Below are 24,219 nucleotides of genomic sequence, written 5' to 3'. Positions count from 1 at the left end.
CTCTCTTCCCTGCCTTCGACCTCTACAAACGGACAAATGCCATGAGATACCGATTCGACGACGGCGGCCGTACTGCCGCCGGATTTCAGGGCCAAACCGGCGATTGCGTCACGCGTGCCATCGCCATTGCGACCGGAAAGCCGTATCGCGAAGTCTACGATGAGCTGAATATCCTCGCAGCCTCAGAACGCATCGGCAGGCGAAAGAAGAAGAAATCGAATAGCCGGCTGGGCGTTTTTCCGCGCACCTATCTTCGCTACCCAATGCGAGATTTGCGGTGCCTGCGGGGAGGAGAAGTAAGACGACTTACCTATTCAGAAAATCTCTTCGATCCATTATTTAATCGGCTTCCTTATCTTCAGTGGTACGGCCGTCAGGACGCTGTCGGCTTGATCAGACCTCGGTCCCGGCAGTACCGGGCCACCGAGTCCTCGATCGTTGGCAGTTCGCCGAACAGGTCCTTCTGTTTTTGGCTCTCATGGCTGATATAGCCTCCCTTTCGGATCCACCCCAGCGCTTTGATCTGGTCACGGAGGCGCGGGACGAACCAAGCCACCATCGGAAGCATCGGGACTAAGAGGGGAGAAATTACGGGTTTGGCAACCACCGATCGGCCCAAGGCTCGGGTGAAGGCCGCAGCCACCATTGGTCCGGTGGCGGGAACATTACAACGTACATCTACGCTCTGGTTCAGAGCCGAGGCCGGCAGGTCGAGGGCGGCCTCGGCGGCATACCGAGCGAGATCCGGGGAGTAGATCATGTCGAGGGCGCCCCCAGGAACAATGTCGGGGAAGACTCCTTTCCGAACCCTCTGGGCCACGACGTCCTGGGCTCGGTCAAGGAAGGCCCCGGCGCGCAGGGCGAGGTACGGCTGGCGTTTCTCGGCCAGGTATTTCTCGGTCAAGAACTTTTGAGAGAAATGGGGCACATCGGGTGCTTTGTCGCACTCGAGAATTGAAATCAGGATGAATCGTGGGATGCCCGCATCCTTTGCTGCGTCCACCAGATTCCGATACCCTTCGGTGTCTGTCTGGGAGTTATCTCCCTTCGTGCGAGCAGTGTGGGCGCTGAAGCCCGCGGCGCTGGCAACCACAGCCACGGCCCGGGGTTCGGCTGTCAGTGCCAGCTGCAGAGAATTGGCATCCCTGAGGTCGGCCACCACAAATTCTGTCACCCCGAGGGATTCGAGTTTCGTGCGGTCGCTGGTCGCCCGAACCATGGCCCTGACTTTGGCCCCTTTTTCGAGGAGGGCCCGGACAATCTCCGACCCCAGGGTTCCCGAAGCTCCCACCACCGTGACTATTCTTGTTGCCATATCCCAGGTCTCCTCTCCCCATATTAGGATTGTCAGGCCGATACAATCTATGCGATGAAGTCTTCAATTATGTCGAGATCGTCCAGGATTATGGCTGATCCGCTCTCCGACGTCCTCTCGCTCCTCAAGCCGCGCAGCTTTATGTCCGGGGGAATCGACGCGGGAGGAGATTGGTCGTTTCAGTTCGAGCGAAGCAACTGCTTTATGTGCTTTGCGCTGGTCTCAGGCCACTGCTGGCTTTTGATTGAGGATGTCGATGAGCCGACAGAGCTGGCAGCGGGAGATTTTGTGTCGCTACCGCATGGGCCGGCGTTCCGCCTCGCAAGCGATCTCGCCGTCTCTCCGGTTGACGTCCGATCTGTGATTACCGGGCCACTGAATGGGGGTATTGTTACGTGGCAAGGCGGCGGAGCATGTCTGGGGCTCACAGCTTTCTTTACCTTTGCCGCAGAACACGCAAACATCCTGCTGGGTTTGTTGCCGCCGCCTGTGCATATTCGGAGTCATGCAGACCGTGCTGTGATGCAGTGGTATTTGGAACGCATGATGGTGGTGTTGCGGAATCCGCAGCCCGGAAGCGTGCTCCTCGGCGAATATCTCTCGCAGATGATGCTGATCGAGTTGCTCCGGCTGCATGTGACACAGAAAGAAACGGAAAGAGTCGGTTGGCTCTTCGCGCTCTCCGATCGGCAGTTGAGCGTCGCCATGACGGCAATGCACGAGAGACCCGGCTATCGATGGACCTTGCAGAAACTCGCCAACCGAGCTGGCATGTCGCGGTCAGCCTTTGCGCTACGCTTCAAGAAGAAGGTAGGAATCTCCGTTATGGAGTACCTGACTCGATGGCGAATGCTTCTGGCAGGCGACCGGCTTATGAACTCGCACGATTCTGTCTCAGACATTGCGCTTTCTCTCGGCTACGAATCCGACAGTGCGTTTAGCTTTGCCTTTAGGCGGGAGATAGGCTGTTCTCCGCGTCAGTATTGCCATGTCCGAGCTTCTGCTTCAGCCGGTTCTATTTCCTCGTAATCCTGAGGAAACTCCAGCGTACCTTCGACAGTACGTACAACAGTCTCTAGACTGCGCAATTTCTTGGTCCGAAATGAATGAGTAACAAAACCCACGTCTCCGCATATGAATCCAGAATGATGCATCATCCCCATATCACTCACCGACGACGGATTGGTAACGAGTCGTCCTCCGGGAAGTTATCCGTCCTCAATCAGGCGGGCAACGCTTTGTGGTGATGACGGGTGCGAAGTTTGTGCTCGCTCAGCCCAACGCGCTCTCATTCCAACTTCCCTCAAACTTCGCGCGCAATGGAATCAACCGCGTTCGCGTCGAGCTGAACGGGCAGGACCTCTACGACGTGACGTTCTTGCGATGCCGGGGTCTAAAGGTCTACTTTTAAACCCGAGTCGAGGGGATCGACTGCGAACAACTGCGGCCAGCCTTCATTGAATCGACCGGCCTCCAGCTTTCGCTATAACAGGGAAACACACTGGAATGGATTTGAGGATGGAAAATGCCAATCGGAACTTGATTGAAGACAGATGCCATTCCTTATAGGGACTGCAACCTCGACCCCCCACCAAGTTCCTTGACGCCTGAAGCATGTTCATGCCTCGGTAACTCGTTCATTATCAATGGCCATGCATCGGAGAGGTTGACGGAGCTCCTGCGCTCTATTGACGAAGTGGAAGAAATAGTATGATAATAATTTTGTCAACCAGAGGCTTGAAGATGCTTACATATTCGGCTCAACCCGACACTCTCGAACAAGTTCAGACGGAGATCCAGAATTGGCTGGACGACCATGGCAAGAGCGGCAGCAGATGGTTCACCTTCTCGCGGGTCCCACACAAGCCGACCCTGAGAGTCTTCATCTCGCATTCTTCGCCAGATGTGAAGTTCGAGATGAAGGAGCGGCGCCTGCTGTTTCAGGTGAAGCATCAGAGGCTCAACCTCAACCTCGATAAGTTTTATATCCGGACGGCATTTGAAAACAAGAAGTTCTGCCTGGATATCGATCGGGATCCGGCACCCGAACACCGTTTCCTGGTCAATACGCTGCGGCAGTTCGCCGAGACGAAATACCCGGCCTTCTATACCCGCGTTCTTCGAGCGGTGCTGTCTTTTGAGGACGACCTGTCGAACACTTTGATTGATGAGGCAACCTCGGCATCGACTGATCACCTGGTCATGGTCGAAGCACTGAGCTCTGCCCCATGGGTTGCAGAACTTGAAGAGGACGATCCGCTCGCGGCTGCAAAACTCCGAGGTCTGAAGCGCCGACAGGAGATGCTGAAGGCCGCGGGAGAAACCCTGACCTCGGAGCAGGTAGCCGAGGTACTCAATCTGTCCCGCCAGGCGGTGGATAAGCGTCGCTCGTCGAATCAACTGCTCGCCCTGACACAGGGGAAGCGCGGGTACAGCTATCCCGGCTTCCAGTTCCACGAAGGCAAGACGCTCGATGGCCTCGAAAGCGTACTGAAGGCCCTGAGTGCGGTCGATCCCTGGATGCAGCTGAACTTCTTTACCAGCCCCAACGAGAGGCTTGGGGGGAAGAATCCCATTGAGGCCCTGCGGAAGGGAAAGATCGATGAGGTCGTCAAAATCGCCAGCACGTATGGGGAACAGGGAGCACAATGACAGATTCCCCCGGCGAACACCCGCCGCCACATCCCGAGCTGCCGACGCAAAAGCCGATCATCTTCACGTTGCACGCCGGCGAAGCGATCTACCGGCATCACCAGAAGATTCACGATCCAGTGTTCTTCGGTATGTCGGGCAACTACCGCTTCGATGATCCGAATTGCGATCCGGACAACGGAAGCCCCGGATGTTTCGGTGTGCTCTACGCCGGCGAGGACCCAGAGTGTTGCCTGCTTGAATCCTGCGGTGCAACGACTGGCGTGCCTTCCGTATCGGGCGCCTATCTCGATGCCCGCACGATAGCCCGGATGGAACTCACCGAAGACCTGAGGTTGGTGGACCTGGTTGAGCCGGGCGGCCTCACCAGCATCGGTGCGGACAATCGGCTGACGACTGGCTCCTACTCGATCTCGCAGCAGTGGTCCGCAGCCCTCCGGCAGCATCCGACCAAACCCGACGGCATTCGGTACCGGTCTCGACATGCTCCTGAGCGTGTTGCGTATGCGATTTACAGCCGGCCGCCCTCGACATTCTCCGTGTCCTCGTTGGGGTCATTTACCGACCCCGCGAACGACGACCTGTTCCGGCGAATCCTGAAGACATACAAGTTTGCGTTTATCTGAGATCGAATCCCCACCTTTGGCCTAGATTCCTGCCAGAACCATCCCTCCGTTTTCAAGTTGTATCCCCCTCACACGGCCGCCGTCAGGCGGCCGTTCTTCTTTGTTTGCTCTCTTCCAGAGGTCCATGATGTCAGACTCCACCGTGCCCTTCGGCCACGGCTATGCGGAGATACCGCTTGGCCGTTCAGCCGGCAAACCCATCAAATCCATCCACGTATACCAGCTCGAAGAGTCGCTCAACGTCGACCTTGAGTTCGAAGACCTGTCCATGCTGGAGATGATCTTTCGCGTTGGTTTTCGCGCATCCGTGAAGTTGCTCGAAAACAAGAGCGGAGACTACATCGTCCGGCAAAGAATCAAGCCCAAGTTCAGAGCAAGGTAGGACAGGCAGTTCGCACCCTCCGCTTCCCTCCTCAATCCTCCCGTCAAGGACAATCCATGAAACCATCCATGCTTTACGAAGCGCTTCTTGCGCTTATCGGCGAGCGTGTGCCTCTCCACGTCTGGGGCGCATGCGGCGTAGGCAAATCTCAGATCGTCTCGCAGGTTGCCGATGATCTCGACTATGACTTCCTGGACGTTCGTGCAGTCCAGCTCGATCCGATTGACCTGCGAGGACTTCCTCGCATCGCGGCTGATTCTACCGAATGGGTTCCCCCAAAGTTTCTTCCCACGAACGGGAAAGGAATTCTGTTCCTCGATGAGTTGACCGCAGCTCCGCAGATGACCCAGGCGGGCTGCTATCAGCTTGTGCTCGATCGCAGGCTCGGCGAATACAAGCTGCCGGACGGATGGGTGGTGATCGCCGCCGGCAATCCGGCCTCGGAGCGCGGCGTGCATTTCTCCATGCCTCGCCCACTTCGCAACCGGTTCGTACATCTCGACCTCGAGCCCGATCTCACCGACTGGTGCCGTTGGGCACTGCAAAGCGGAGTGCGATCCGAAATCATCGCCTTCCTTCGCTTCAAGCCCGCGTTGCTTCACGACGCTGACGCCACGTCCGATCAGAACGCGTGGCCAACGCCACGCTCCTGGGAGATGGCCTCGAATGTGCTGAAAGGCCTGAGTGCGCGCAATGGCGCGGCCAGTGCCGAGATCGAAGCACAGATGCTCGAAGGCACCATCGGCCCTGGTGCAACCGCAGAGTTCGTTGGCTTCCTGCGGCTCTTTCGGCAGTTGCCTTCGATCGACGAGATCCTGCTCAACCCCGAAACCGCACCGCTCCCCGACGAGCCTTCGGCGCAGATTGCGATCGCGACTGCGCTCGGGCGCGCAATGTCGGACCAATCCGTTGCGAAGGGGGCGAGGTATCTCGACCGAATGCCTATCGAGATGCGAGTCCTCGCCATGCGCGACGCATCGGCACGCGACCGGGCTATCACCCATACGCCGGAGTTCATTCGCTTCGGGGTGGAACACGCGGAGGTCATTCAATGATTACCGAAAGAGCAATGCTTGCTGCCGTCCACATCAGCATCTGGACGGCAACCAAACACGACCGCAAAGTCAGCCGCGAGGTCGCCGATCGCAACGGTGCTCGCGAGCAGGCTGGACGCTACAACAAACAGTTGCTGATGGGGGCGGGCAAGCTCGAAGAACTGCGCACGCTCGCCGGCCAGATACGACAGCACTTCTACAAGATCACGCTTCCCTGGTCGGATGAGGGGTTCCGGCTCTTGCCGTCGCACTTCTACTTCGATCTCAATGCGCGCATGCGTGAATTCGACGCGAGCTTCTCAGCGGGGATCGAGCAGTTTCTTGAGGTCTATCCCGACTACATCCGTGAGGCAAGGGCAGAGCTTGGCGGGCTCTTCCGCGAGGAAGACTACCCGGCCGCCGAAAAGCTGCGAGAGAAGTTCAGCGTCAAGCTCGAAATTCTCCCGGTTCCGACCGGAGATGATTTTCGGGTTCAGATGTCGGCCGAGGAGCAGGCACGCGTCGCTCGCGAGATTGACGCGAACGTCCGGCAGTCTCTCACCAAAGGCACAGAAGACCTCTGGAAACGCATGCGGGAAGTGGTCAAGCACATGGTCGACCGTCTGAGTGAACCCGAGTCGAGGTTCCACGCAACGCTGGTGACCAACATCTTTGATCTTGTGTCGCTGCTGCCCCAGCTCAATGTGAACCAGGACCCGGATCTCGAGCGATTAGCCTCTCAGATCCGTGATCGCTTGTGCAACTACACAGCCCAGGACCTCAAGAAGCACGACCTTCTGCGCGTGACCACCGCTGCGGAGGCTGCGGGAATCGTCGCGGAGATCGATGAAGTGCTCGAATCCCGCCGTTCGCAACCGGCCACCATCCCTGTGGTCGAACCTCAGGTCTCCGACATTCTCGCGCACATGTCGGCCTACATGGAGGTCCCGGCAACGCTATGAGACACGCAACAGCCGCAGCAACCCGAATCCAGAAGGGCCGCACGACCCTATTGCTCGATCATCCTTTCTTCGGAAGTCTGCTCTTCCGGTTGAAAGGGCGGGAGACCTCCTCGGTCAAGACGATGGCGACCGATGGGGTCTCCCTGTTCTACAACCCGGAGTTCGTCGCAACTCTCTCGGCACCGGAGTTGAACGGTGTGCTTGCACACGAAGTTCTGCATCCGGCGCTTCAGCATCACCTGCGCAGAGGCGGCCGTAGCCCGGTCCGATGGAACAAGGCGTGCGACTTTGCCATCAATCCCCTCTTGCTCGATGCCGGACTCATTCTGCCGAAGGATGTCCTCATCGACAATCGCTTCCGCGGCATGAGCGCCGAGCACATCTACAACCTCCTTGAAGAAGAGGACGAAGGCGGCGGCAACAGTCAACAGTCGGAGGACCCGCAGGAATCTTCGCAAAGCAATTCAAACGGAAGTGGCGGAGCTGAGCGTGAAGCAAATGCTCCTGAAACTCCAGGTGGATTTGGGCAGGTTCTGGATGCTCCGGTGCCCGATGATGCCGCTGGACAGAGTGCAGAAGAACAGGCGCGGGACTGGCAGATCGCAGTCGAGCAGGCACAAACCATCTCTAAACTCGCCGGCAAGCTACCTGCCGGAGTTGAAAGAAGCCTCGAAGGAGCGAAGGAGGCACGCGTCGACTGGCGAGAGCTCCTGCGACGCGCCTGGTCGGAAACCACGCCTTCCGACTACTCATGGATGAGACCGAACCGCCGGCATATCTGGCAAGGGCTCTACCTCCCCGGCATCCAGCGTGAAGGAGTTGGAGACGTCGTCATCTTCGTCGACTGTTCCGGCTCGATCAACGCAAGACAGCTTTCGCTGTTCGAAGCGGAGGTCCGCTCAATCCTTGAAGGGCAAAGACCGGATCGCGTGTACGTGGCGTATTTCGATGCGTGCGTGCACAAAGTCGACATCTATGAGGCCGGCCAACAGATTCGTCTTATGCCAGTTGGCGGAGGCGGAACCGACTTCCGCCCGTGCTTCGAGTGGCTTGAAGAGAACCAGGTACAGCCGCAAACACTGGTGTTCCTTACGGACCTCTATGGCACGTTGCCGAAAACGGCGCCGCCGTATCCGGTCCTATGGGCGTCCACGGGAGCCCGACGTGCGCCGTTTGGGCAGGTCGTCCCCATGCAGGCCGCATAGTCACTTCAAACACGACCTAACGGAGGCCGGTCGCTTGCGGCCTCTCCTATTTCCAACCAGCCAAAGGAGGCGACATGTCCACAGTTGCCCAAGACCACTCACTCTTCGAGATCGATCGAGAGCTCGATCTGCTGCTCGATGAAATCCAGGAGCAGACCGAGACTGAAGAGACCGAGAAAGTCCGCCCTGAATTGATGCAGAGATTCGAGCGGTTCTGTGAAGCTTACAGCGAAAAGGTCGACAGGATCGGCCATTTCCTCAGCCTTACGGAAGCCCGCGCCCTTTACTGCAGAACACAGGCCGCCCGTCTCGCAGAGCGCGCACGTTCTGCGGAGAACAAGGTGGATCGCACGAAGAACATGGTGCTTTATTACCTGCGAAGCCGGGATTTGCGCAAGATTGAAGGGCGTGAGTTCACCCTGCGTATGCAGAAGAATAGTCAGGATTCGGTAGTCATCTTTGACGAGTCCCAGGTGCCATTGGTCTTTCGGGACATTGAAGCGAAAATCCCCGGACGAATCTGGGAAGCCCTGCTTTCATCCGCACCTGACGAGATTCGTAGAGAACTCAATGCCTGCATCCGCCAGATGAAGCCAAGTCCCGACACGATCAAGACCGCGGCGGCGGCGCATCAGGAGGTTCCAGGGGCCCAGGTTCGACGCGGAGTTCACCTCCGCGCCGCCTGATAGAGCGTAATGAATCTGAAGCCAATGCTTGTCACCAAGCGGAGAGAGGGGCTCAGAAATGCGAAAACACATCCATATTGTTACAGACGGCTCAGCGATCGGAAATCCAGGGCCAGGCGGCTGGGCCGCAATCCTCTCCTCAGGTCGGAGCCGGTGGCACATCTCAGGGGCCGTGCAGAGGACAACAGCCAGTGAGATGGAATTAACGGCAGCAATTGAGGCGTTGAAGTCCATCGAGATCGGTTCGCGAGTCACCCTCTGCTCCGACAGTGAATACCTGATTCGAGGCATGCGGCATCTGGCAGAGCATTGGCGGAGCCAAGGCTGGCGCAATAGCCGTGGCCAACTCCTGCGAGACACGGCGTTGTGGCAAGACCTCTTGCTCTTGCGGGCTCGCCATACGATCGACTGGCGATGGGTCCAAGGCCATAACGGACATCCGATACAGACGCAAGCCGACGCACTTGCCTACACAGAAGCGCGTCGGCAATGGGTCGCATTGAGACTTGCGGCCTAAACCAGCTGTGGTGTTCCTCCGCGGCCGCGCTGTAGGCCGCACCCACGAACGAACAGAGCCACCTGGAGAAGGCAGGCCTTTGCCTGCGCTCATGAATAAACAGAATCGATATGCAAGAAAAACATCCTTTTTGTCCCCGCTGAGAAACACATTGCTCGAAAGAGTGGCAGAATGTCTCGCTAATTAAATCAATTTACCGATTGGGAGAATCACTACTTCGGGCAAGCAAAATATCTGCTTGTTTCCTAGAGAAAACGACAATTGTGAGTTAGTCGGATTACATCCCAAGAATTCCTAGTCTCCCCGCAGCGCACCTTTGCGCCATGAAGGAGACTCATCGATGTCGAAGCATGCTTTTCGCACACTCACACTCGCTGCCGCAATCACTGTGCTGGCTGCAACCGCAGGTCATGCGCAAGCCTCAACTCCTACCCCGCCTCCTCCAACCCCCAACAGCGTGACCGGAACAGACCCGGAGCCAACCTCGCCGAACGTGATCGATGTGATCCTGACGATCTTGTATTTGGCATAAAATAGCATCACCGAATTGGATCCGCAGCGCCGCCGCCCTGAGGGAAGAACTGAAAATGCATCTAACCGGTTTCGATCTCCTGTTCTGGGCGGCGGGCTTTGCTGCACACCTCATCCTGCTCCTCGTTTTGTTTATAAGGCACCGTGTCAGAACCTTCCCGGTGTTTACCTTGTTTGTCACGCTGAATGTTGCCAGAACAGTGGCGTTGTTTCTCATACAGCAATACAGCACGAGAAGCGTTTACTTCTACACTTTCTGGTCGCTCGCTATCATCGATGTCGCTTTGCAACTCGGGGTCATCTACGAGATGGTGTCCCGCATTTTCCGTCCCGAAGGTCACTGGGCAATTGACGTCCGGCGAGATATGTTCGTATGGGCTGTCGGGAGTATTGGTGTGGCGGCCGTCTTCGCATCGCTTCCAACTCCTCCCACAAAGATATGGGAGCAAGTCATAATGATCAGGGGCAATCTATTTTCTGCCGCCTTGTTGAGCGAGCTCCTTGTTGGAATGATCGTGCTGTCAACCCAAGCTGGATTGCCGTGGAAGACTCACGTCGCAAGAATTACGCAGGGGCTCGGGGTTTATTCGTTGGCGACCGTCGCAATTGAGATTGCGCGAACCTATTTCGGCCTGAAGTCTGGCACAACGGTGTATGACGAACTGACGCGGGTGCGAATGTCAATTTATCTGAGTTGCGTCGCTTATTGGATTGTAATGTTATGGCGTCAGGCTCCGCAGACCAGGGATATGTCGGAGCGAATGCGACGAGAGGTGTCTTCTCTTAATAACGCAGCGAAGCGTGGCGCTGACCGTCTGAGGCCTCGAGATATCCAATGAACATGGATATGCGCTATTTCGTGGCTGCTGGCGTAGCTCTGCTGACGATACTGATTGTTCTTGCAGTCGTCTACTATCGCCGTGCCTACAAAGCATCGAGAAGCTCCTGGCAGGAACTATTGGATAGATTGATCCTCATCAACCGCGAAGGTGTAAAGAAGATCGCAATGGACACCATCGACGTGCATGGGAATCGTCGAGATGATGAGCACGCAAGGGAGCTCGACGCTGATGAGATCTGGCAACTGATCGGCGGACTTGAGGGGGTAGAGACTCTTCAACACAATAGTCGCGTTCTCGTCGATGTCGCGGCGTATCTACATACGTGGTATCCAGAGGCATCGGCCATAGCGGAGGAGTTGCGCCTCAGCGCAAGGGAAATCGCGTGGCATGTGAGTAGCCTGCAGGATGGCGCCAAGGCTGGGAATCTGGGGGCATGGTTCAGAGCATATGCACAGAATGCTGCCGCGACGTATTACCTCATGACACGTCAACTACTCTCTCTCTGCGAGAACGGGGACAAACGATTGCTAACTGATCTCCAGCGAGTGCTTTAAGAACTGCATTATCGCTTCCCTGCCATTTGGATCGATTTCGTCAGGGACGATGCGGGCTCAGCTGCTGGATGACAATATTCATTGGTGCGTCAGTCCGGCCCGTTTTGACGATTCATTTTCAAACGGTGTCAGCCTGTGAGCGACGGCAACAGCACGGCCGACGACCTCAACATCCTGCTTGTATCTCCAGCGCTCGCTGATGACCCGCGAGAGATTGTGCGTGATCAGAGTCAACCATTGACCATCTTTATCCAGTTCGCACCAGCCGGACACGAGGCCCTTGCGGTTCTGTAAGAGGTAAATGGGACGGTCGAATTCATTGGTCCACTCCTTAGGAGAAGCGATCGCCTTCTTTCGCACATCTACCTTGAGGACAGAGCCTGGGCGGATCATTGGAAACAGAGCGCGATCTCTACGTCCTATGACCGCTCTTCGGAAAGGAGTAGAAACTCGATCAGCCTGCAGCGGCAACAGCACCGTATCCTCCGGGATCGGGCCTGAGCTGAACCCGTCCGGCAGTAAATCCCGCTCCTCCTGGTCGAGCAAGCCTCCACCCGTGACGAAAACTGTCGAGTTCGGTCCGAAAAATTGATCCTGCGGGACCGCTCTCGGTGGGGCCGGGAGACAGTACTTCAGCAACTCCTCAGGCGGCCGACTATAGATGGTAGCCAGGGAGATGAGTTTTGGGACCGTGATGTCGAAGTTTCCGCGCTCTGCCTTGCACAACCAGCTGCCTGAAACCTCATACGACCGGCTGCCCCATTCATCTGCGAGGCCCAGGCTTCGCTTCTTAACATCTCTCAGGGACAGTCCCCACTGAATTCGCACTAACCGAAGCACTTCTCCGATGCCCGCCACTGGGACCTCCTCGCGATAAAATGATGCGTCGCGCCCCCGCTATCGGCGGGGAGCGATTCTCTTTGCCGCGGCACTCTGTTCGATTGCGGCGTCGAGTTTGGCGGCGAATTCAGGGTAGTTAGCGCCGATTGCAATGCAGAACCGTCGGGTCTCAATCATGTCCAGCCGGCGCTCACCACGTTCACACTTACTGACGAATGTCTGCGTTTCCTTGAGCTTCTTCGCCAGATCGATCTGCGTCATTCGCGCAGCCAGCCGCTCCGCTCGAAGCAGATCGAGAAAGACACCGTACTCGCGGCTATAGATTGACTTGCTCTGCGCCATGAACGTCCACTGACGTCCACGCTAAAAACTATTTTGGAATAGTCCAAAATAGACTATTTCCTGAAAAGAGAATCCGATCGAGAGATCTGGCGTACAATGTAAAATGCCTTCCTGTTCCTGGATCGGATTTGTTACGAGCTTGAGCAGGCAGGTCTTCACTACGTAACCAGGCTTTCAATGATTAAGGACTGCAGTTGATGATCGCGGCTTGAATTCCGACACCGAGGCACGGGAGGAATCTCGGGGTTCTCTAGATTTGATCTGGGTATCGGTTAACCGGTGGATCGGATTCGATTGCCAATCCGTAATTTCATCTTCTCATGTCGCGTAACCAAATGTAAGGCTTACAGTTACGACAGCGTAGAGAGAAGTCGTCCGAGCTCGTTTCGCATTCTCCCGAATGCGTGCCGAAGTCGTTGTAGGGTGTACTTAGAACAATCGCACAGTAGATTTCAAGGAATGCCTGCAGGTTCTGGTCTGACTCTTCCACATGGCGGTACTGCGTCGCCCGAATCCTCTGCTTCCCCCTACGAAAGGCCGACTCGAATGTGGGTCAAGCATGAGTCCGGCTCGGCTTTCTGTGCTTGGCTTATAAGAGGCTGCTCGCGGGCGAGCGAGAACGAAAACCCACCTGGCTATGGGGCGCCCCTGGGCGACAATGACGGCCGTAGCACCCTCGCAAGTCGTTAATCGGCCTAACTAGAGGTGGCGATCGCCTTCCGTTAAGAGGTAGACCCCCGATCGTGCCATTCCTCGCGGTAGGCCTCGCCCCCAAGACCTCACATTGCGGGATTCCGTCAGGCAGCTTTGGTTGCTGGCACTGAGGCGCGGTTGCAAAAGTTTATTTGGGAATAGTCGATATTAGACTATTTTAATTACAGCACAATTTGTGCTGTACACGCTCCGCTCCGAGGGGGAACGGAACGTGTAGTCTGTCTCGCTTGTATTGGTTCGACTGTAACCGTTCCTAAATGGTCCCCTGCATCGTCCGGTTGCAACTCCGCCGCGTATGGGCGTCTGGGGTTCGGGAGAGACGCCCTCATCTCGAACTCCCATTTTTGACCTCACCGTCCCGCACTCTGAGTCTTTCGACGAACGCACCCGGCCTTCGTCCGCTCCTAGCCCCGTGTGGACCGACAGCCTTCTATACTAGGCATAGAGAGCGTGTCGTTCTGAAGGATGCCTTGAGTATCACCTTTCCTTTCAATATGTCGATGCACGAACGTGCATCGAGCTGCGGCGAAAACCTCGAAATGATTGAGAGATGCCGCCATCGAAACGACAGCCAAAGCCGGAGACTTTCGATCAGGCATTCCGATCTGTCCTGAAGGCCCTGCGGAAGAAAAAGGGTTGGTCCCAAGCCCAGCTCGCAGCCAATGCAGGGTACGGCCAGAATTACGTCAGCAACATTGAAACCGGCAAACAGGACCCCCGGTTCAGCGTCGTCTTCAACCTCGTGCAAACCCTTGGGACGCGACCCGATCTGTATATGAAGGCGGTCGTGGAACGTACCAAGCTGAAACCTTTGAAGAAAAAGAACCCCCGCAAGCCCTGATCTGGGCTATCCACGGACGTAGATAAAACTGATATCCGGCGTGGACGGCATTTTATTTGCACCTTGGCGGTGAATTCTCTATGAACGCCTCCTACCGGGTGGTCTAAAAATTAGTCGATATTGACCGCATTCCAGATTGCATTGACCAAGGCAGTGTCTATAATGACCGTTAACGGCCGGTCTAAGAGACCCCAAAAGTGGCGTAGACCGTTGGTCGAGACATCCCCTCTATACAAGAACTCGTTTCTTTCCCATGTTTGGATGGTTATGAACTCGATTCATTCAATACTTCTGGTAGACGACGAAGCCGTTGTCGCCGACGGTCTACAACGTACGCTTCGCAATTTTGGGTTCGAAGTGCAGTTGGCGGATAACGCGGAAACTGCACGAAGGCTAGTAGATGAGTCGAAATTCGACCTGATTCTTGTCGACTTCGATCTGGGGCCAAGAGAGGGGTCCAACGAGAACGCCAGCGGAATCGGCCTGGTCTTCGAACTCCGGGCAGCCAAGGTAGGACTGCCAATCCTCATCTATACGGTGCTGGAGGGAGAGTGGTATGAACTTGCCTCCCTACACGCCGGGGCTGACGGCTACATCCTGAAGAATACCTCCGTCCAGCTCCTCATCTCGCGCCTGCATGCCCATATCAGACGCTACGAGCGAGACACCGGTAAGCGGAAAAGCACCACGCACCGCCTGGGCGTGGGCAGATTTGTCTTGGACAAGAGCTGCCATGTTCTTGCTAACAACGAAAAGTCGATATCGGTCACCGCTAAAGAGTCACGCATCCTCGAGATTCTCGCAACGAACCCAGCTCGCATTGTCCCGTCGCAGGAACTTCTGGATGGTGCGTGGGGACGGCGGGACCTGGACAAGACAGTAGAGTCGCTCCGCGGTGTGATTAAGCGCTTCCGCAAAAAGCTTGACAATAGCGGTTTCGAAGCCTTGATCGAGAACGTCAGAGGACAGGGATTCAGATTGATCCCGTCCGGCCCGTCCTCCCCCCAATCCGCGTCGGCGTTTTCAGAATAGTGCTCGAACTGATGATGCCGATCGCTGGAAGCCGATTCAGCCGGTGAAACGGTCCGCAGCCTACCAGGGTCCACGAACCAGGCTGGCACGATCTCCTCAACCCAGGGACCGAGAGCCAATGTGCCTCGGTAAACCCTAACCTCAATAGAAGACTTCCCTCCCCCGCGATAACCCGATAACCAGTCAGGTACGTCGCATCGAAGCTTCCGCCTCCTCCGAAAACGTCCTGAGGTTGCGCCTGCCCAAAGGGCGAAAGCGCCTCAGAAAACTTCTCTCTGCATCTCCTCAAGGGGCTTCCATCCTTTGAAGAGCGGTCATTTCTGACCTTGATCTGACCTTAAACGGTGGCCATGTCTTGATTGCAAGCGACCATCTGCACTGAGAGAAGAAACCGAAGCTCTGTGCGTAGAGCTTAGTAAAGGAGACAATCGTGGGCCCGATGCGAACACCAAAGATCGAGAAGTCTCAGGATCTCGAAGAGATCTTTCTCGATCACTATGGTTGGCTCCTAAAGAACGCCCGCGATCTGTACCACGGTTCGAGGGAGGAGGCTGAGGATCTGGTTCAGGACCTGTATGTAAGGTTTGTGCAGTCGCGATCGACCCTGCAAATGGGCGATGCTGACCGGATTCGTGCTTACCTATATAGAACCCTCAAAAACCTGTTCATCTCAAAAACTCGCCGCAACGGGCGCGACGCAGTCTCTAACCTTGAGATCAGCGACTTTGATTCGGTCCAAATCGCCCTTTCGGCAGTGGATGGAAGCAAGCTTCTCCTGGTGCGCAGCCAGCTGACCAAGATCTGTGAGTATGCGTGCACTAGACGCATGACACACAAGGCGGGAAGTGTCCTGATCCTGCGGTTCTTCTTTGGCTACTACCCCAGTGAGATCGCGCAGCTCCTCAGAGCGGACCGCGCCGCGGTAGATAAGCTGACACATATCGCTCGACAAGAAGCGAAAGCCTACGTTACTCGTCCCGGAGTTCTCCATTTCCTGAACCAAGGAGAACGAGAGCAACGCTCGGAGTCCAAAGGCTTGAGCGGGCGCGAAAAGCGAATGGAAACCTCACGACCACAGAAAGAAAATCTGCCCGACGATCCGGCAGAGCTCAAGGCCGAACTGCGCGAGCGCATCCTTTCCAGAGCCGAGGGCGTATGCCTGTCAAAGGAAGAGATCTCCATAAGATACGACGACGAATCAGAGCGCCCTCTGAGCACAACCGAACTGGCGCACCTCGTGAGCTGCAGGACATGCCTCGATACCGCGAATGAAATTCTGGGAATTCCGAGCCTCGACATGCATTTCTCCTCCGACGAAGGCGAGCACGACGACAACGATCCTCCCAGCACGGGCAGCATTACGGAGCGGAGGCGACCACGACTACGGCGGAAGGAACGGGAGACATTTGAGCACCGCCCAACGCAGCTGCAAGTTGCCGTCAACGGCCAAGTACTCGGAACGACTGTTGTGAATGGGGAGTTCAACGAATTCCAGCTCAACAATCTTGACTCTGTTGGCCGGCCCGAGTTCGTGGAGGTATTCAGTGAGCAAGGAATCCCGCTTCTCTACCTCGATCTCCTTGAAGAAGACCTCGACGGAGCCAGCCTTCAACGGGCCTATGTGGAGTTGAGCGACGGCCGAAACTTGACTGCTGAAATGACCTGGAGCGGTGGCGCACCCGTGGTGAACGTCTCTTACCAGGATTTGCCAGCAGAGGAGGCAGCAGGCGAAGTGTTCACGACGGATAATCCCACGCTCCCAGAAGTCGAATTCCACGCTATTGGGAGAATCCAGCGCGACAGGACGAAGTTACCTACATGGAGGAGATTCCTCTCTTGGCTGGCCCACCGCAATTGGTCGATGTCGTTTCCCGTTGCTCTCGCAACAGGAGCTGTGCTGCTGGGATTCGGAATCTTGCTTCATTATTCCCATACGAGGAAGACCGCCGCTCCGGTGTCGGCCACCACGTTGCTCGATGACTCGCTGGATCGCGAAAACGCCGCCATCCCTTCTGATGGGGCGATGCATCGCACGTTTGCCTTTGAAGTCCGTTCAGGGCAAGGGCAGATAGTGGAGAGTGGAACGGTTGACAGCCTGCGTGGCAGGGCTCCGTCGCGGCGAGCTTTGCAGTTTCACGATCGCGCCGGGAAGCTCGTCGCAGGACATTGGGTCAACCAAGACGGTAAGGCAACCGACTACTCGGCTAAACATCGCGTCCATTCCCCAACCAAGTCCCCGAAAGATACCGTTGATGCAGCTTGGATACACCTTCCCGAAGCGGACGACTTCGAAGCACTAACCGCCACTGCGGCGAAGCTCACGGCGCACCAAGAAGCCAGCGGCTACGAGATCTCATACGTGAACACTGCCACATCGGAGCAGCCAACGGTTATCGCTGCGGACCTGACTCTCACCTCGGACACAAGGCGACCTGTCAAAGAAAGATTCACCATTCAAGACCATCATCAGACTCGGGAGTATCGATTCGAAGAGCTGACGTACGAACTCCTGCCTGCGAGTCCACAATTGGAGCGCGACTTCACACCAACGGTCGAACCTGAGGATCTTACGGCCAGAGTCCCACGCGATTCCGCTAACGGGCGTTCGGATGCCCATCTTACCCTCGAGGTCCTCCTGCTACTTAACAATCTCGGCCCGGAAGTTGAGCGGGTAGTCAACGTAGAGCGGATGCCCGACGGGGGCACTTCCGTCAATGGAGTCTTTGAGACGAGGGCACAAAAGGAGGCAGTTGAGAGCGTCTTTGCCCCACTACGCTTTAACCATGAATTCCGAGTTGATCTCCATTCCGGCGATGAATCCGCCGCGCCGGGGCCACCGCACAAAGAACCAGTCGTCGAATCACTCCATGCAATCTCGATTGAAGATCAACGAATTCCGCTCGATTCCGACCTCCGCACATCCCTTTCCTCATCCGGCGTACCAGACTCTGACCTTAACGGCCGGATTCGAGACATCGCGAATGACTCGCTTAGATACTGCTCGTTATTGCATAGAGAAGCATGGAGCATTCATCAAATCGTTGCGACCGATTTCACCACAGGCGAACTCACGTCGATGCAGCCTGACGAGCGGATGTTGTGGCTCACCCTGTTGGGCAAACATATTCGCGCATTCAGCCAAGAATTGTCTTCTCTGGATAGCAGCCTAGCGCCCCTGTTCAAGGATCAGAGTGCGCGATCGCCGGCTTCAGAACTTCCTACCGATCCAGCCATCCAAACGGTCGCCGACCTCCGGGTCGCGACTCAGACTCTAAACCTGAACAGTGAGCAGCTGGATCGTCTACTCACGGTAGATCTCACACTGTCCCCTTCAAGTCTCCCCGCAAATCACAACCCAGATCTAATCGAGCAGCTTCTTGCCGATCTACGGGTTCAGGAGAGCCGGCTCGACAGTACTATCGAGCGCCTCCAGGCCTTCAGGCAGGCTGGCCGAACCGAGTAAGAAACACGATGTCTATCGATTTCATGGCTCAGTTGAGCCAGAGGAGACCTATGCCCCGATTTAAGACGCTTCTTTCTAAGTATTTTCTCTGGATGTTTGTTGCGCTGTTTTCTCTCGGACAGCAACCGACCGTCTTAGCTCAAGCTAGTTCTGCAAGTCTCACGGTCAGTATCACGGATACCACAGGAGCCGTCATCCCCGATGCATCGGTAGTTATCCGGAATACCGACACAAACCAGGAACAGCGCTCTACGAGCGGGAAATCTGGAAGCACAAGTTTCTCTTTTCTTAAACCAAGCCACTACGCTCTTTTTGTCTCGAAGCAATCCTTCGCGGACATCGCCATCGACAACATCACCCTCAATGTCGGCGATGATAAGCACCTGCAACTCATCCTGAAGGTGGGTTCCGCTCAACAAAGCATTACTGTCGACGGCAGCGGCCTGACCATCAACACTACAGATGGCTCAGTGAGCACGGTGGTTGATCGCAACTTCGTCGCGAACATGCCGCTAAATGGCCGTAGCTTCCAGGACCTGATCCAGCTCACACCGGGAGTGACTACCACCAGTCCGCAGACGTCTAGCAGCGTAGGAGTCGCAGGAGAATTCAGCGTTAATGGGCAGCGTACAGAATCAAACGCGTACACGGTCGACGGGGTGAATGCCAATACGAGCGGGTACATCGATGGCCGGGCATCAGCCGGTACGAGCGGATCGGTTGCTGCGGCGACCGCGCTGGGCACAACCCAAAGCCTTGTATCCGTCGATGATCTTCAAGAGTTTCGTGTTCAAAGTTCAAGTTATTCCGCAGAATACGGACTGTCTCCGGGAGGTCAACTTGCCTTCGAGACCCGCTCTGGCACAAATGATGTGCATGGAACATTATTCGATTACCTGCGTAATGACGCACTCGATGCCAACAATTGGTTCAATGACACCACAACACCGATCACTCGAAAGACCGCGGAACGGCAGAATGATTTTGGGGGAACCCTTGGTGGACCGGTTCGGATTCCCAAGCTCTACGATGGGAAAAATAAGTCCTTCATTTTCTTCTCTTATGAAGGGCTTCGCCTCACAGAGCCCCAGGCGGCACTAACGACCTATGTTCCGTCGATGTCACTCCGGCAAGCCGCCCCAGCCATACTCCAGCCGCTGCTTAACGCCTTCCCGGTGCCGACTGGAACCGCACTTCCTAACGGATTAGCGCCATTTGCTGAGGCATATTCGCTACCAAGCAGTCTCAATTCCACGAGCATTAGATTTGATCAACAACTCACGTCAAAGATCAAACTGTTTTTCCGCTTCAGTGACACCCAAAGCGCTACAGAGTCACGCTACGACAATGGCCTCTCGGAAATTGACACCACACGCCAAAGCAACTACACGAACACCTTAGGAATCACCTCCGAGCTGTCGGAGAAGATCGCCAACGACTTTCGCATCAATTACACGGCCAGCACGGGCAGTAGCTCTTCGGCCTTCGACAGCTTTGGCGGTGCCACGCCCGTAACTTTCTTACAGCTACAGGGTATAGATGCTGCAACACATCCAGACGCATCCGCTGGATTCGGTCTATATTTTGCTGGCTATGATGAAGCTTTGACGCAGGATCGCGCTACTCAGCCTCAGCACGCATCGAATGTCAACGACAGCACAAGTATTTCCTATGGACGTCAAACACTAAAAGTCGGTGCCACTTTTCGGAGGATTTCATCGCGACTTGCGCCGTCGTCGCCAAATGTCACCTCCATATTCGACAGCGATACCGGTGTTCTTGCCAACATATCTGAAGCTGGCATTGTCGATGTTACTTCGACGAGTTATCCGGCATATAGCAATTTCGCGATATACATCCAAGATGAAGTGAAGGCGAGCCATCGACTCAATCTCTCATTGGGGTTGCGATGGGAGGTGAATCCGCCTCCCTCTTCGACATCTCAGGCGTTGCCTTACATCGTGCAGGGGAATCTCGGAGACCCATCAAGTCTTAACCTAGCGCCAACGGGCACCCGTTTTTGGAAGACCACCTACTACAACTTTGCGCCACGCCTCGGCATCGCTTACATAGCTCATCAAGAGCCCGGTCGAGAAACCGTCTTGAGGGCAGGCGGCGGTGTGTTCTTCGATTCTGGACAACAGACTTCAACTCAGGCGTTCGGCAATAGCGTGGGACAAAACTCAGAAGGGCTATACTTTGGTTCCAGCTATCCACTCGCCCCAGCGCAAGTTAATCTATCTATCGCCAACCCGCCTATTGCTCCATACAACGCACAGGCATATTACTTCCCAACAAGACTGCAACTTCCGTATACATTGCAATGGAATGTAAGTGTAGAGCAGGCGCTTGGCAGGTCTCAGACGCTCACCATATCCTACGTTGGAAGCAACGGCAGGCGGTTATTATCACAGCAGGATATTTCTCCGGCCACCGGAGACTTTAGCTCATACGGTATCGTACAAGAGACGTCTGGGACCACCTCCAGCTACAACGCCTTACAGGTCAAGTTTCAACGAACGCTCAGTCGGGGGCTGCAAGTGCTCGGGTCGTATAACTGGGCACACTCCATAGACTTTGGTTCACAGGACACGGATTTTGCGCAGATCCGTGGCAACTCGGATTATGATCTGCGCAACAATTTCAATCTGGCAGCGACCTACGACTTCCCTACGACTCATTCTGGCGCGCTGATCGGCACGCTTACACACCATTGGTCACTCGATACTCGCCTCACGGCGAGAGGTGCATTCCCGGTTATCCTTGACGGGAACCAGATTACGCTTCCCAATGGACAGTCAGCCTATCAGGGTCTGAATTTGGTTCCCAATGTTCCTGTGTATCTTCATGTCCAAGGGATCCCAGGAAATCGGCAAATCAATCCTGCGGCCTTTGCAGTGCCACCAAGCAACGCCTATGGAAACGCGCCGCGAAACTTTGTGCGTGGGTTCGGGATGAATCAATTGGACCTGGCGGTTCGGCGGTCGTTTCCCATAGTCGATCGGTTGAATCTCCAATTCCGAGCTGAGATGTTCAACATCCTGAATCATCCAGATTTTGGATATATCTATCCTTATTACGGCGGGGTTCAATTCGGCCAGGCGACCCAAACACTGAATGAAAGCCTCGGCACCCTAAGTCCGCTTTATCAGCAAGGCGGGCCGCGATCGATGCAGATGTCATTAAGACTTCAATTCTGATTGAGTGGGAACGGCCTCGCTTCCACAACTTTTTTTCTTCATGCGTTTCGGAGTTTTCAATGATGAACTGCATGGGACGTATTGTCGTCCTCTTTATGTTGATCGTTGTCTGCTGTAGCTCAGGGCTGTTTGCTGATGGGCGGCGACCGTTCACAGTGAAAGATTCCGTCGAAATGACCACATTCAGCGATCCGTACACCCGCCTCCCTGATGCCGAGTGCAAGAGATCGCCTGACGGCAAGCACTTCTTTGTGATCACGACAAGAGGAGTGCTTCGCACGAATCACTTGGAATCGACTTTGTGGGTGTATTCGGCAACCGGCATAGACAGGTATCTCCACGAACAGAACGATCACCCTCCGAGACCCCAACTCCTATTTAGGAGGGCGGGGAGTCCTGTAGCGCAACAGAACAATTCCTACGGCTCGCTCATCACCAAGGCACAATGGTCGAGCGATTCCCAGTTCATCTTGGCCTTGGTCGAGCAGGCAAATGGATACCATCATCTCTTCCGCACCTACTTGTCCGGAAGGGCTTCCATCGACCTGACCCCCGGGAACAACGTAGACATCAAAGATTTCAGCGAGGGTGGTGGAACCATTGCCTACCTCGTCGTCGAACACGTGTCTCCACCCAAGGTGATCGGTAAGCCGATCAACGACGCGTCTTCGGACCTGACCGGTCTATCTCTGTTTCATATTTTCTTCCCTAAGACGTTTCCCGACCCCTCCTCCTTTTGGCCCGCCCTTGATCTCTGGGTTCGCTACAGAGGTGTGAATCGAGAGGTGAACGCCGGCGGCAAATGGCATTTTCCAAGTTCAGCCGCCGGGTTGCGAATTGCCGTGTCGCCCAACGGAAGAGCACTGATTGCCGCCCGGCCCGTGCCAGATATTCCGGCAGTGTGGCTCAAGTACGAGACTGCCGACAGCACTTCCAGTTTTGCTCCGGCTCACACAGGCACGGATCGGTCCGGGAAAAGCTTCAACTGGCCGTGGCAATACATTTATGTCGACCTTGACAAAATGACGGTTACTCCAATCGTCGATGCGCCATCGGGTTTTCTTGAGGGTTATATTGACGCTCTGCAGGCCGTATGGTCGCCAGACAGCCGAGCTGTATTGTTTACCAACAGCTATTTCCCATTTCCGAAGGGTTCGGGAACACCGAATGTGAGAGGCATTTCGGCGTGCGCCGCCGCCGTCTACAGGGTCGTGTCCAAGTCTGCCAGTTGCATCGCATATGCGCGGTTCCCCAAAGAAAGCGACTCACTGCGCTCCGCGGTCTTCGGCCTCTCGTCGAATGAAGTCGTCCTTCAGTGGTCCAGCGAGGGCAAGGAGGAAACTCAGTCTTATGTAAAGACTCAGCAGGCATGGACGTTACAGGCGCAGAAAGTAACTACGAATGAAGCACAACCAACCTTGAGGATCTTCATTCGGCAGGATATTAACGAACCGCCCACGCTCTGGGTAGCCGGGCCAAAGACAAGTTTATCGAAGGAATTGTGGGATCCGAACCCGCAACTGGCGTCCCTAGAGCTTGGGCAGGAGTCGGTCTATAGCTGGAAAGACAGCACCGGCTACGAGTGGCACGCGGGGCTGGTCCTGCCCCCTAATTTCGTGCTGGGACATCGCTACCCTCTTGTGATCCAAACCCACGGCTTCTACAACGAGCACGAGTTTCTGATAGATGGGTCATTCACCACTGGCTTCGCTGCACGAGCGTTCGCCGCCGCCGGAATCATCGTACTTCAAATGGAAGATCGAGCAGATCGACACATCCGGCCAGCGCAACAGGAAGCCCTCTTGACCGTAGATGGGTTTGAATCCGCCATCGACTACCTCGATAAGAGTGGCCTAATCGATCCATCCCGTGTTGGCATCATTGGTTTCAGCCGCGCAGCCTGGTACGTTGAGGAAGCGCTGATCCATATGCCACGCCGCTTTCGCGCCGCAACCCTCATTGATGGGATTGACCAAAGCTATATGACCTATATGCTCTTCGCGCCAGGCGATCCCGAAGGTGCTGTTGAAGAGGAAGCCGCCAATGGAGGCAAACCCTTTGGAGTAGGGCTTGGGAGCTGGGTCAAGAATGCCGCCGGCTTCAATCTTGATAAAATTCAAGCACCTGTCCGTATCGAAGCCATTGGCCCAATCTCCATTCTGGGGGAGTGGGAGACATATTCTTCCCTGTATCAGGAAGCAAAACCTGTTGACCTCATTTACATCCCCACCGGGCAGCATATATTACAAAAACCGAACGAACGATATGCGTCCCAGCAAGGAAACGTCGATTGGTTTCGCTTCTGGCTCCAAGGCTATGAAGACCCCGACCCTGCAAAGAGGGCGGAATATAGACGTTGGCAGCAGTGGTCTCGTTCAAATGCTCCATCGGACAGTTTGCTTGGGAAGCACGATTGAGACTCAGACAAATCAAAATCGGCTCGGGAGATGGAGCGGAAGTACTCCATCTTCCGAGCCAAAT

Annotated in this window: 20 protein-coding genes; 17 read left to right on the top strand and 3 right to left on the bottom strand. The window is 55.5% G+C overall.

The annotated features are described in order from the left end of the window. Positions 1-373: 373 nt before the first annotated feature. On the bottom strand, positions 374-1,315 hold the full coding sequence (locus XX99_RS07200) for an SDR family oxidoreductase (RefSeq protein ID WP_050058705.1): 942 nt from the start codon (positions 1,313-1,315) through the stop codon (positions 374-376). A 90-nt stretch (positions 1,316-1,405) separates the two neighbouring features. On the opposite strand from XX99_RS07200, the gene XX99_RS07195 reads away from it, so the two are divergent. The 12 genes from XX99_RS07195 to XX99_RS07140 all read left to right on the top strand — a co-directional run bounded on the left by XX99_RS07195 (position 1,406) and on the right by XX99_RS07140 (position 11,306). Continuing rightward, on the top strand, positions 1,406-2,344 hold the full coding sequence (locus XX99_RS07195) for an AraC family transcriptional regulator (protein ID WP_050058704.1): 939 nt from the start codon (positions 1,406-1,408) through the stop codon (positions 2,342-2,344). A 714-nt stretch (positions 2,345-3,058) separates the two neighbouring features. Continuing rightward, positions 3,059-3,967 (top strand): hypothetical protein, encoded by a 909-nt coding sequence (locus XX99_RS07190; protein WP_156185843.1) that lies wholly within the window; start codon positions 3,059-3,061, stop codon positions 3,965-3,967. Continuing rightward, positions 3,964-4,593 carry an RES family NAD+ phosphorylase gene (locus XX99_RS07185; RefSeq protein WP_050058702.1) on the top strand — a complete coding sequence of 210 codons (630 nt, stop codon included), beginning with the start codon at positions 3,964-3,966 and terminating at the stop codon, positions 4,591-4,593. The genes XX99_RS07190 and XX99_RS07185 overlap by 4 nt, the downstream gene beginning before the upstream one ends. Before the next feature lie 124 nt (positions 4,594-4,717). Further along, a complete protein-coding gene (locus XX99_RS07180; RefSeq protein ID WP_156185842.1) occupies positions 4,718-4,975 on the top strand; it encodes a hypothetical protein in 258 nt (85 codons plus the stop codon). 56 nt (positions 4,976-5,031) lie between these two features. Further along, positions 5,032-6,030 carry an AAA family ATPase gene (locus XX99_RS07175; protein ID WP_050058700.1) on the top strand — a complete coding sequence of 333 codons (999 nt, stop codon included), beginning with the start codon at positions 5,032-5,034 and terminating at the stop codon, positions 6,028-6,030. Beyond that, positions 6,027-6,971, top strand: coding sequence for a hypothetical protein (locus tag XX99_RS07170; protein ID WP_050058699.1), 945 nt, complete (start codon positions 6,027-6,029; stop codon positions 6,969-6,971). The genes XX99_RS07175 and XX99_RS07170 overlap by 4 nt, the downstream gene beginning before the upstream one ends. Then, positions 6,968-8,176, top strand: a complete 1,209-nt coding sequence (locus tag XX99_RS07165; RefSeq protein ID WP_050058698.1) for a vWA domain-containing protein — start codon at positions 6,968-6,970, stop codon at positions 8,174-8,176. Before XX99_RS07170 ends, XX99_RS07165 begins: the two co-directional genes overlap by 4 nt. A 74-nt stretch (positions 8,177-8,250) precedes the next feature. After that, complete coding sequence (locus tag XX99_RS07160; RefSeq protein WP_050058697.1) at positions 8,251-8,862, top strand: siphovirus Gp157 family protein; 612 nt, start codon at positions 8,251-8,253, stop codon at positions 8,860-8,862. A gap of 58 nt (positions 8,863-8,920) precedes the next feature. After that, on the top strand, positions 8,921-9,379 hold the full coding sequence (locus tag XX99_RS28560; RefSeq protein WP_050058696.1) for a ribonuclease H family protein: 459 nt from the start codon (positions 8,921-8,923) through the stop codon (positions 9,377-9,379). A 340-nt stretch (positions 9,380-9,719) separates the two neighbouring features. Further along, on the top strand, positions 9,720-9,911 hold the full coding sequence (locus XX99_RS07150; RefSeq protein ID WP_050058695.1) for a hypothetical protein: 192 nt from the start codon (positions 9,720-9,722) through the stop codon (positions 9,909-9,911). Between the two features lie 55 nt (positions 9,912-9,966). After that, positions 9,967-10,749: a hypothetical protein gene (locus tag XX99_RS07145; RefSeq protein ID WP_050058694.1), complete on the top strand. Its 783-nt coding sequence runs from the start codon at positions 9,967-9,969 to the stop codon at positions 10,747-10,749. Beyond that, positions 10,746-11,306, top strand: a complete 561-nt coding sequence (locus XX99_RS07140) for a hypothetical protein (protein WP_050058693.1) — start codon at positions 10,746-10,748, stop codon at positions 11,304-11,306. The genes XX99_RS07145 and XX99_RS07140 overlap by 4 nt, the downstream gene beginning before the upstream one ends. Before the next feature lie 78 nt (positions 11,307-11,384). Here the strand turns inward: XX99_RS07140 and XX99_RS27105 are convergent, their stop codons facing one another. Next, a complete protein-coding gene (locus tag XX99_RS27105) occupies positions 11,385-11,852 on the bottom strand; it encodes a hypothetical protein (protein WP_156185841.1) in 468 nt (155 codons plus the stop codon). Positions 11,853-12,203: 351 nt separating this feature from the next. Next, positions 12,204-12,488, bottom strand: a complete 285-nt coding sequence (locus XX99_RS07130) for a helix-turn-helix domain-containing protein (protein ID WP_050058691.1) — start codon at positions 12,486-12,488, stop codon at positions 12,204-12,206. A 1,264-nt stretch (positions 12,489-13,752) separates the two neighbouring features. On the opposite strand from XX99_RS07130, the gene XX99_RS07125 reads away from it, so the two are divergent. The 5 genes from XX99_RS07125 to XX99_RS07105 all read left to right on the top strand — a co-directional run bounded on the left by XX99_RS07125 (position 13,753) and on the right by XX99_RS07105 (position 24,155). Then, positions 13,753-14,043, top strand: coding sequence for a helix-turn-helix domain-containing protein (locus XX99_RS07125; RefSeq protein WP_050058690.1), 291 nt, complete (start codon positions 13,753-13,755; stop codon positions 14,041-14,043). Between the two features lie 267 nt (positions 14,044-14,310). Next, positions 14,311-15,075 carry a response regulator transcription factor gene (locus XX99_RS07120; RefSeq protein ID WP_184084687.1) on the top strand — a complete coding sequence of 255 codons (765 nt, stop codon included), beginning with the start codon at positions 14,311-14,313 and terminating at the stop codon, positions 15,073-15,075. 439 nt (positions 15,076-15,514) lie between these two features. Then, on the top strand, positions 15,515-18,538 hold the full coding sequence (locus XX99_RS07115; RefSeq protein WP_050058688.1) for an RNA polymerase sigma factor: 3,024 nt from the start codon (positions 15,515-15,517) through the stop codon (positions 18,536-18,538). A 50-nt stretch (positions 18,539-18,588) separates the two neighbouring features. Then, positions 18,589-21,738, top strand: coding sequence for a TonB-dependent receptor (locus XX99_RS07110; RefSeq protein ID WP_231581185.1), 3,150 nt, complete (start codon positions 18,589-18,591; stop codon positions 21,736-21,738). Positions 21,739-21,809: 71 nt separating this feature from the next. Next, a complete protein-coding gene (locus tag XX99_RS07105) occupies positions 21,810-24,155 on the top strand; it encodes a hypothetical protein (RefSeq protein ID WP_156185839.1) in 2,346 nt (781 codons plus the stop codon). Positions 24,156-24,219 lie beyond the last annotated feature (64 nt).

The organism is Silvibacterium bohemicum, assembly GCF_001006305.1.
Lineage (GTDB): Bacteria > Acidobacteriota > Terriglobia > Terriglobales > Acidobacteriaceae > Silvibacterium > Silvibacterium bohemicum.
This window is presented reverse-complemented; position numbering and strand designations above follow the sequence as displayed.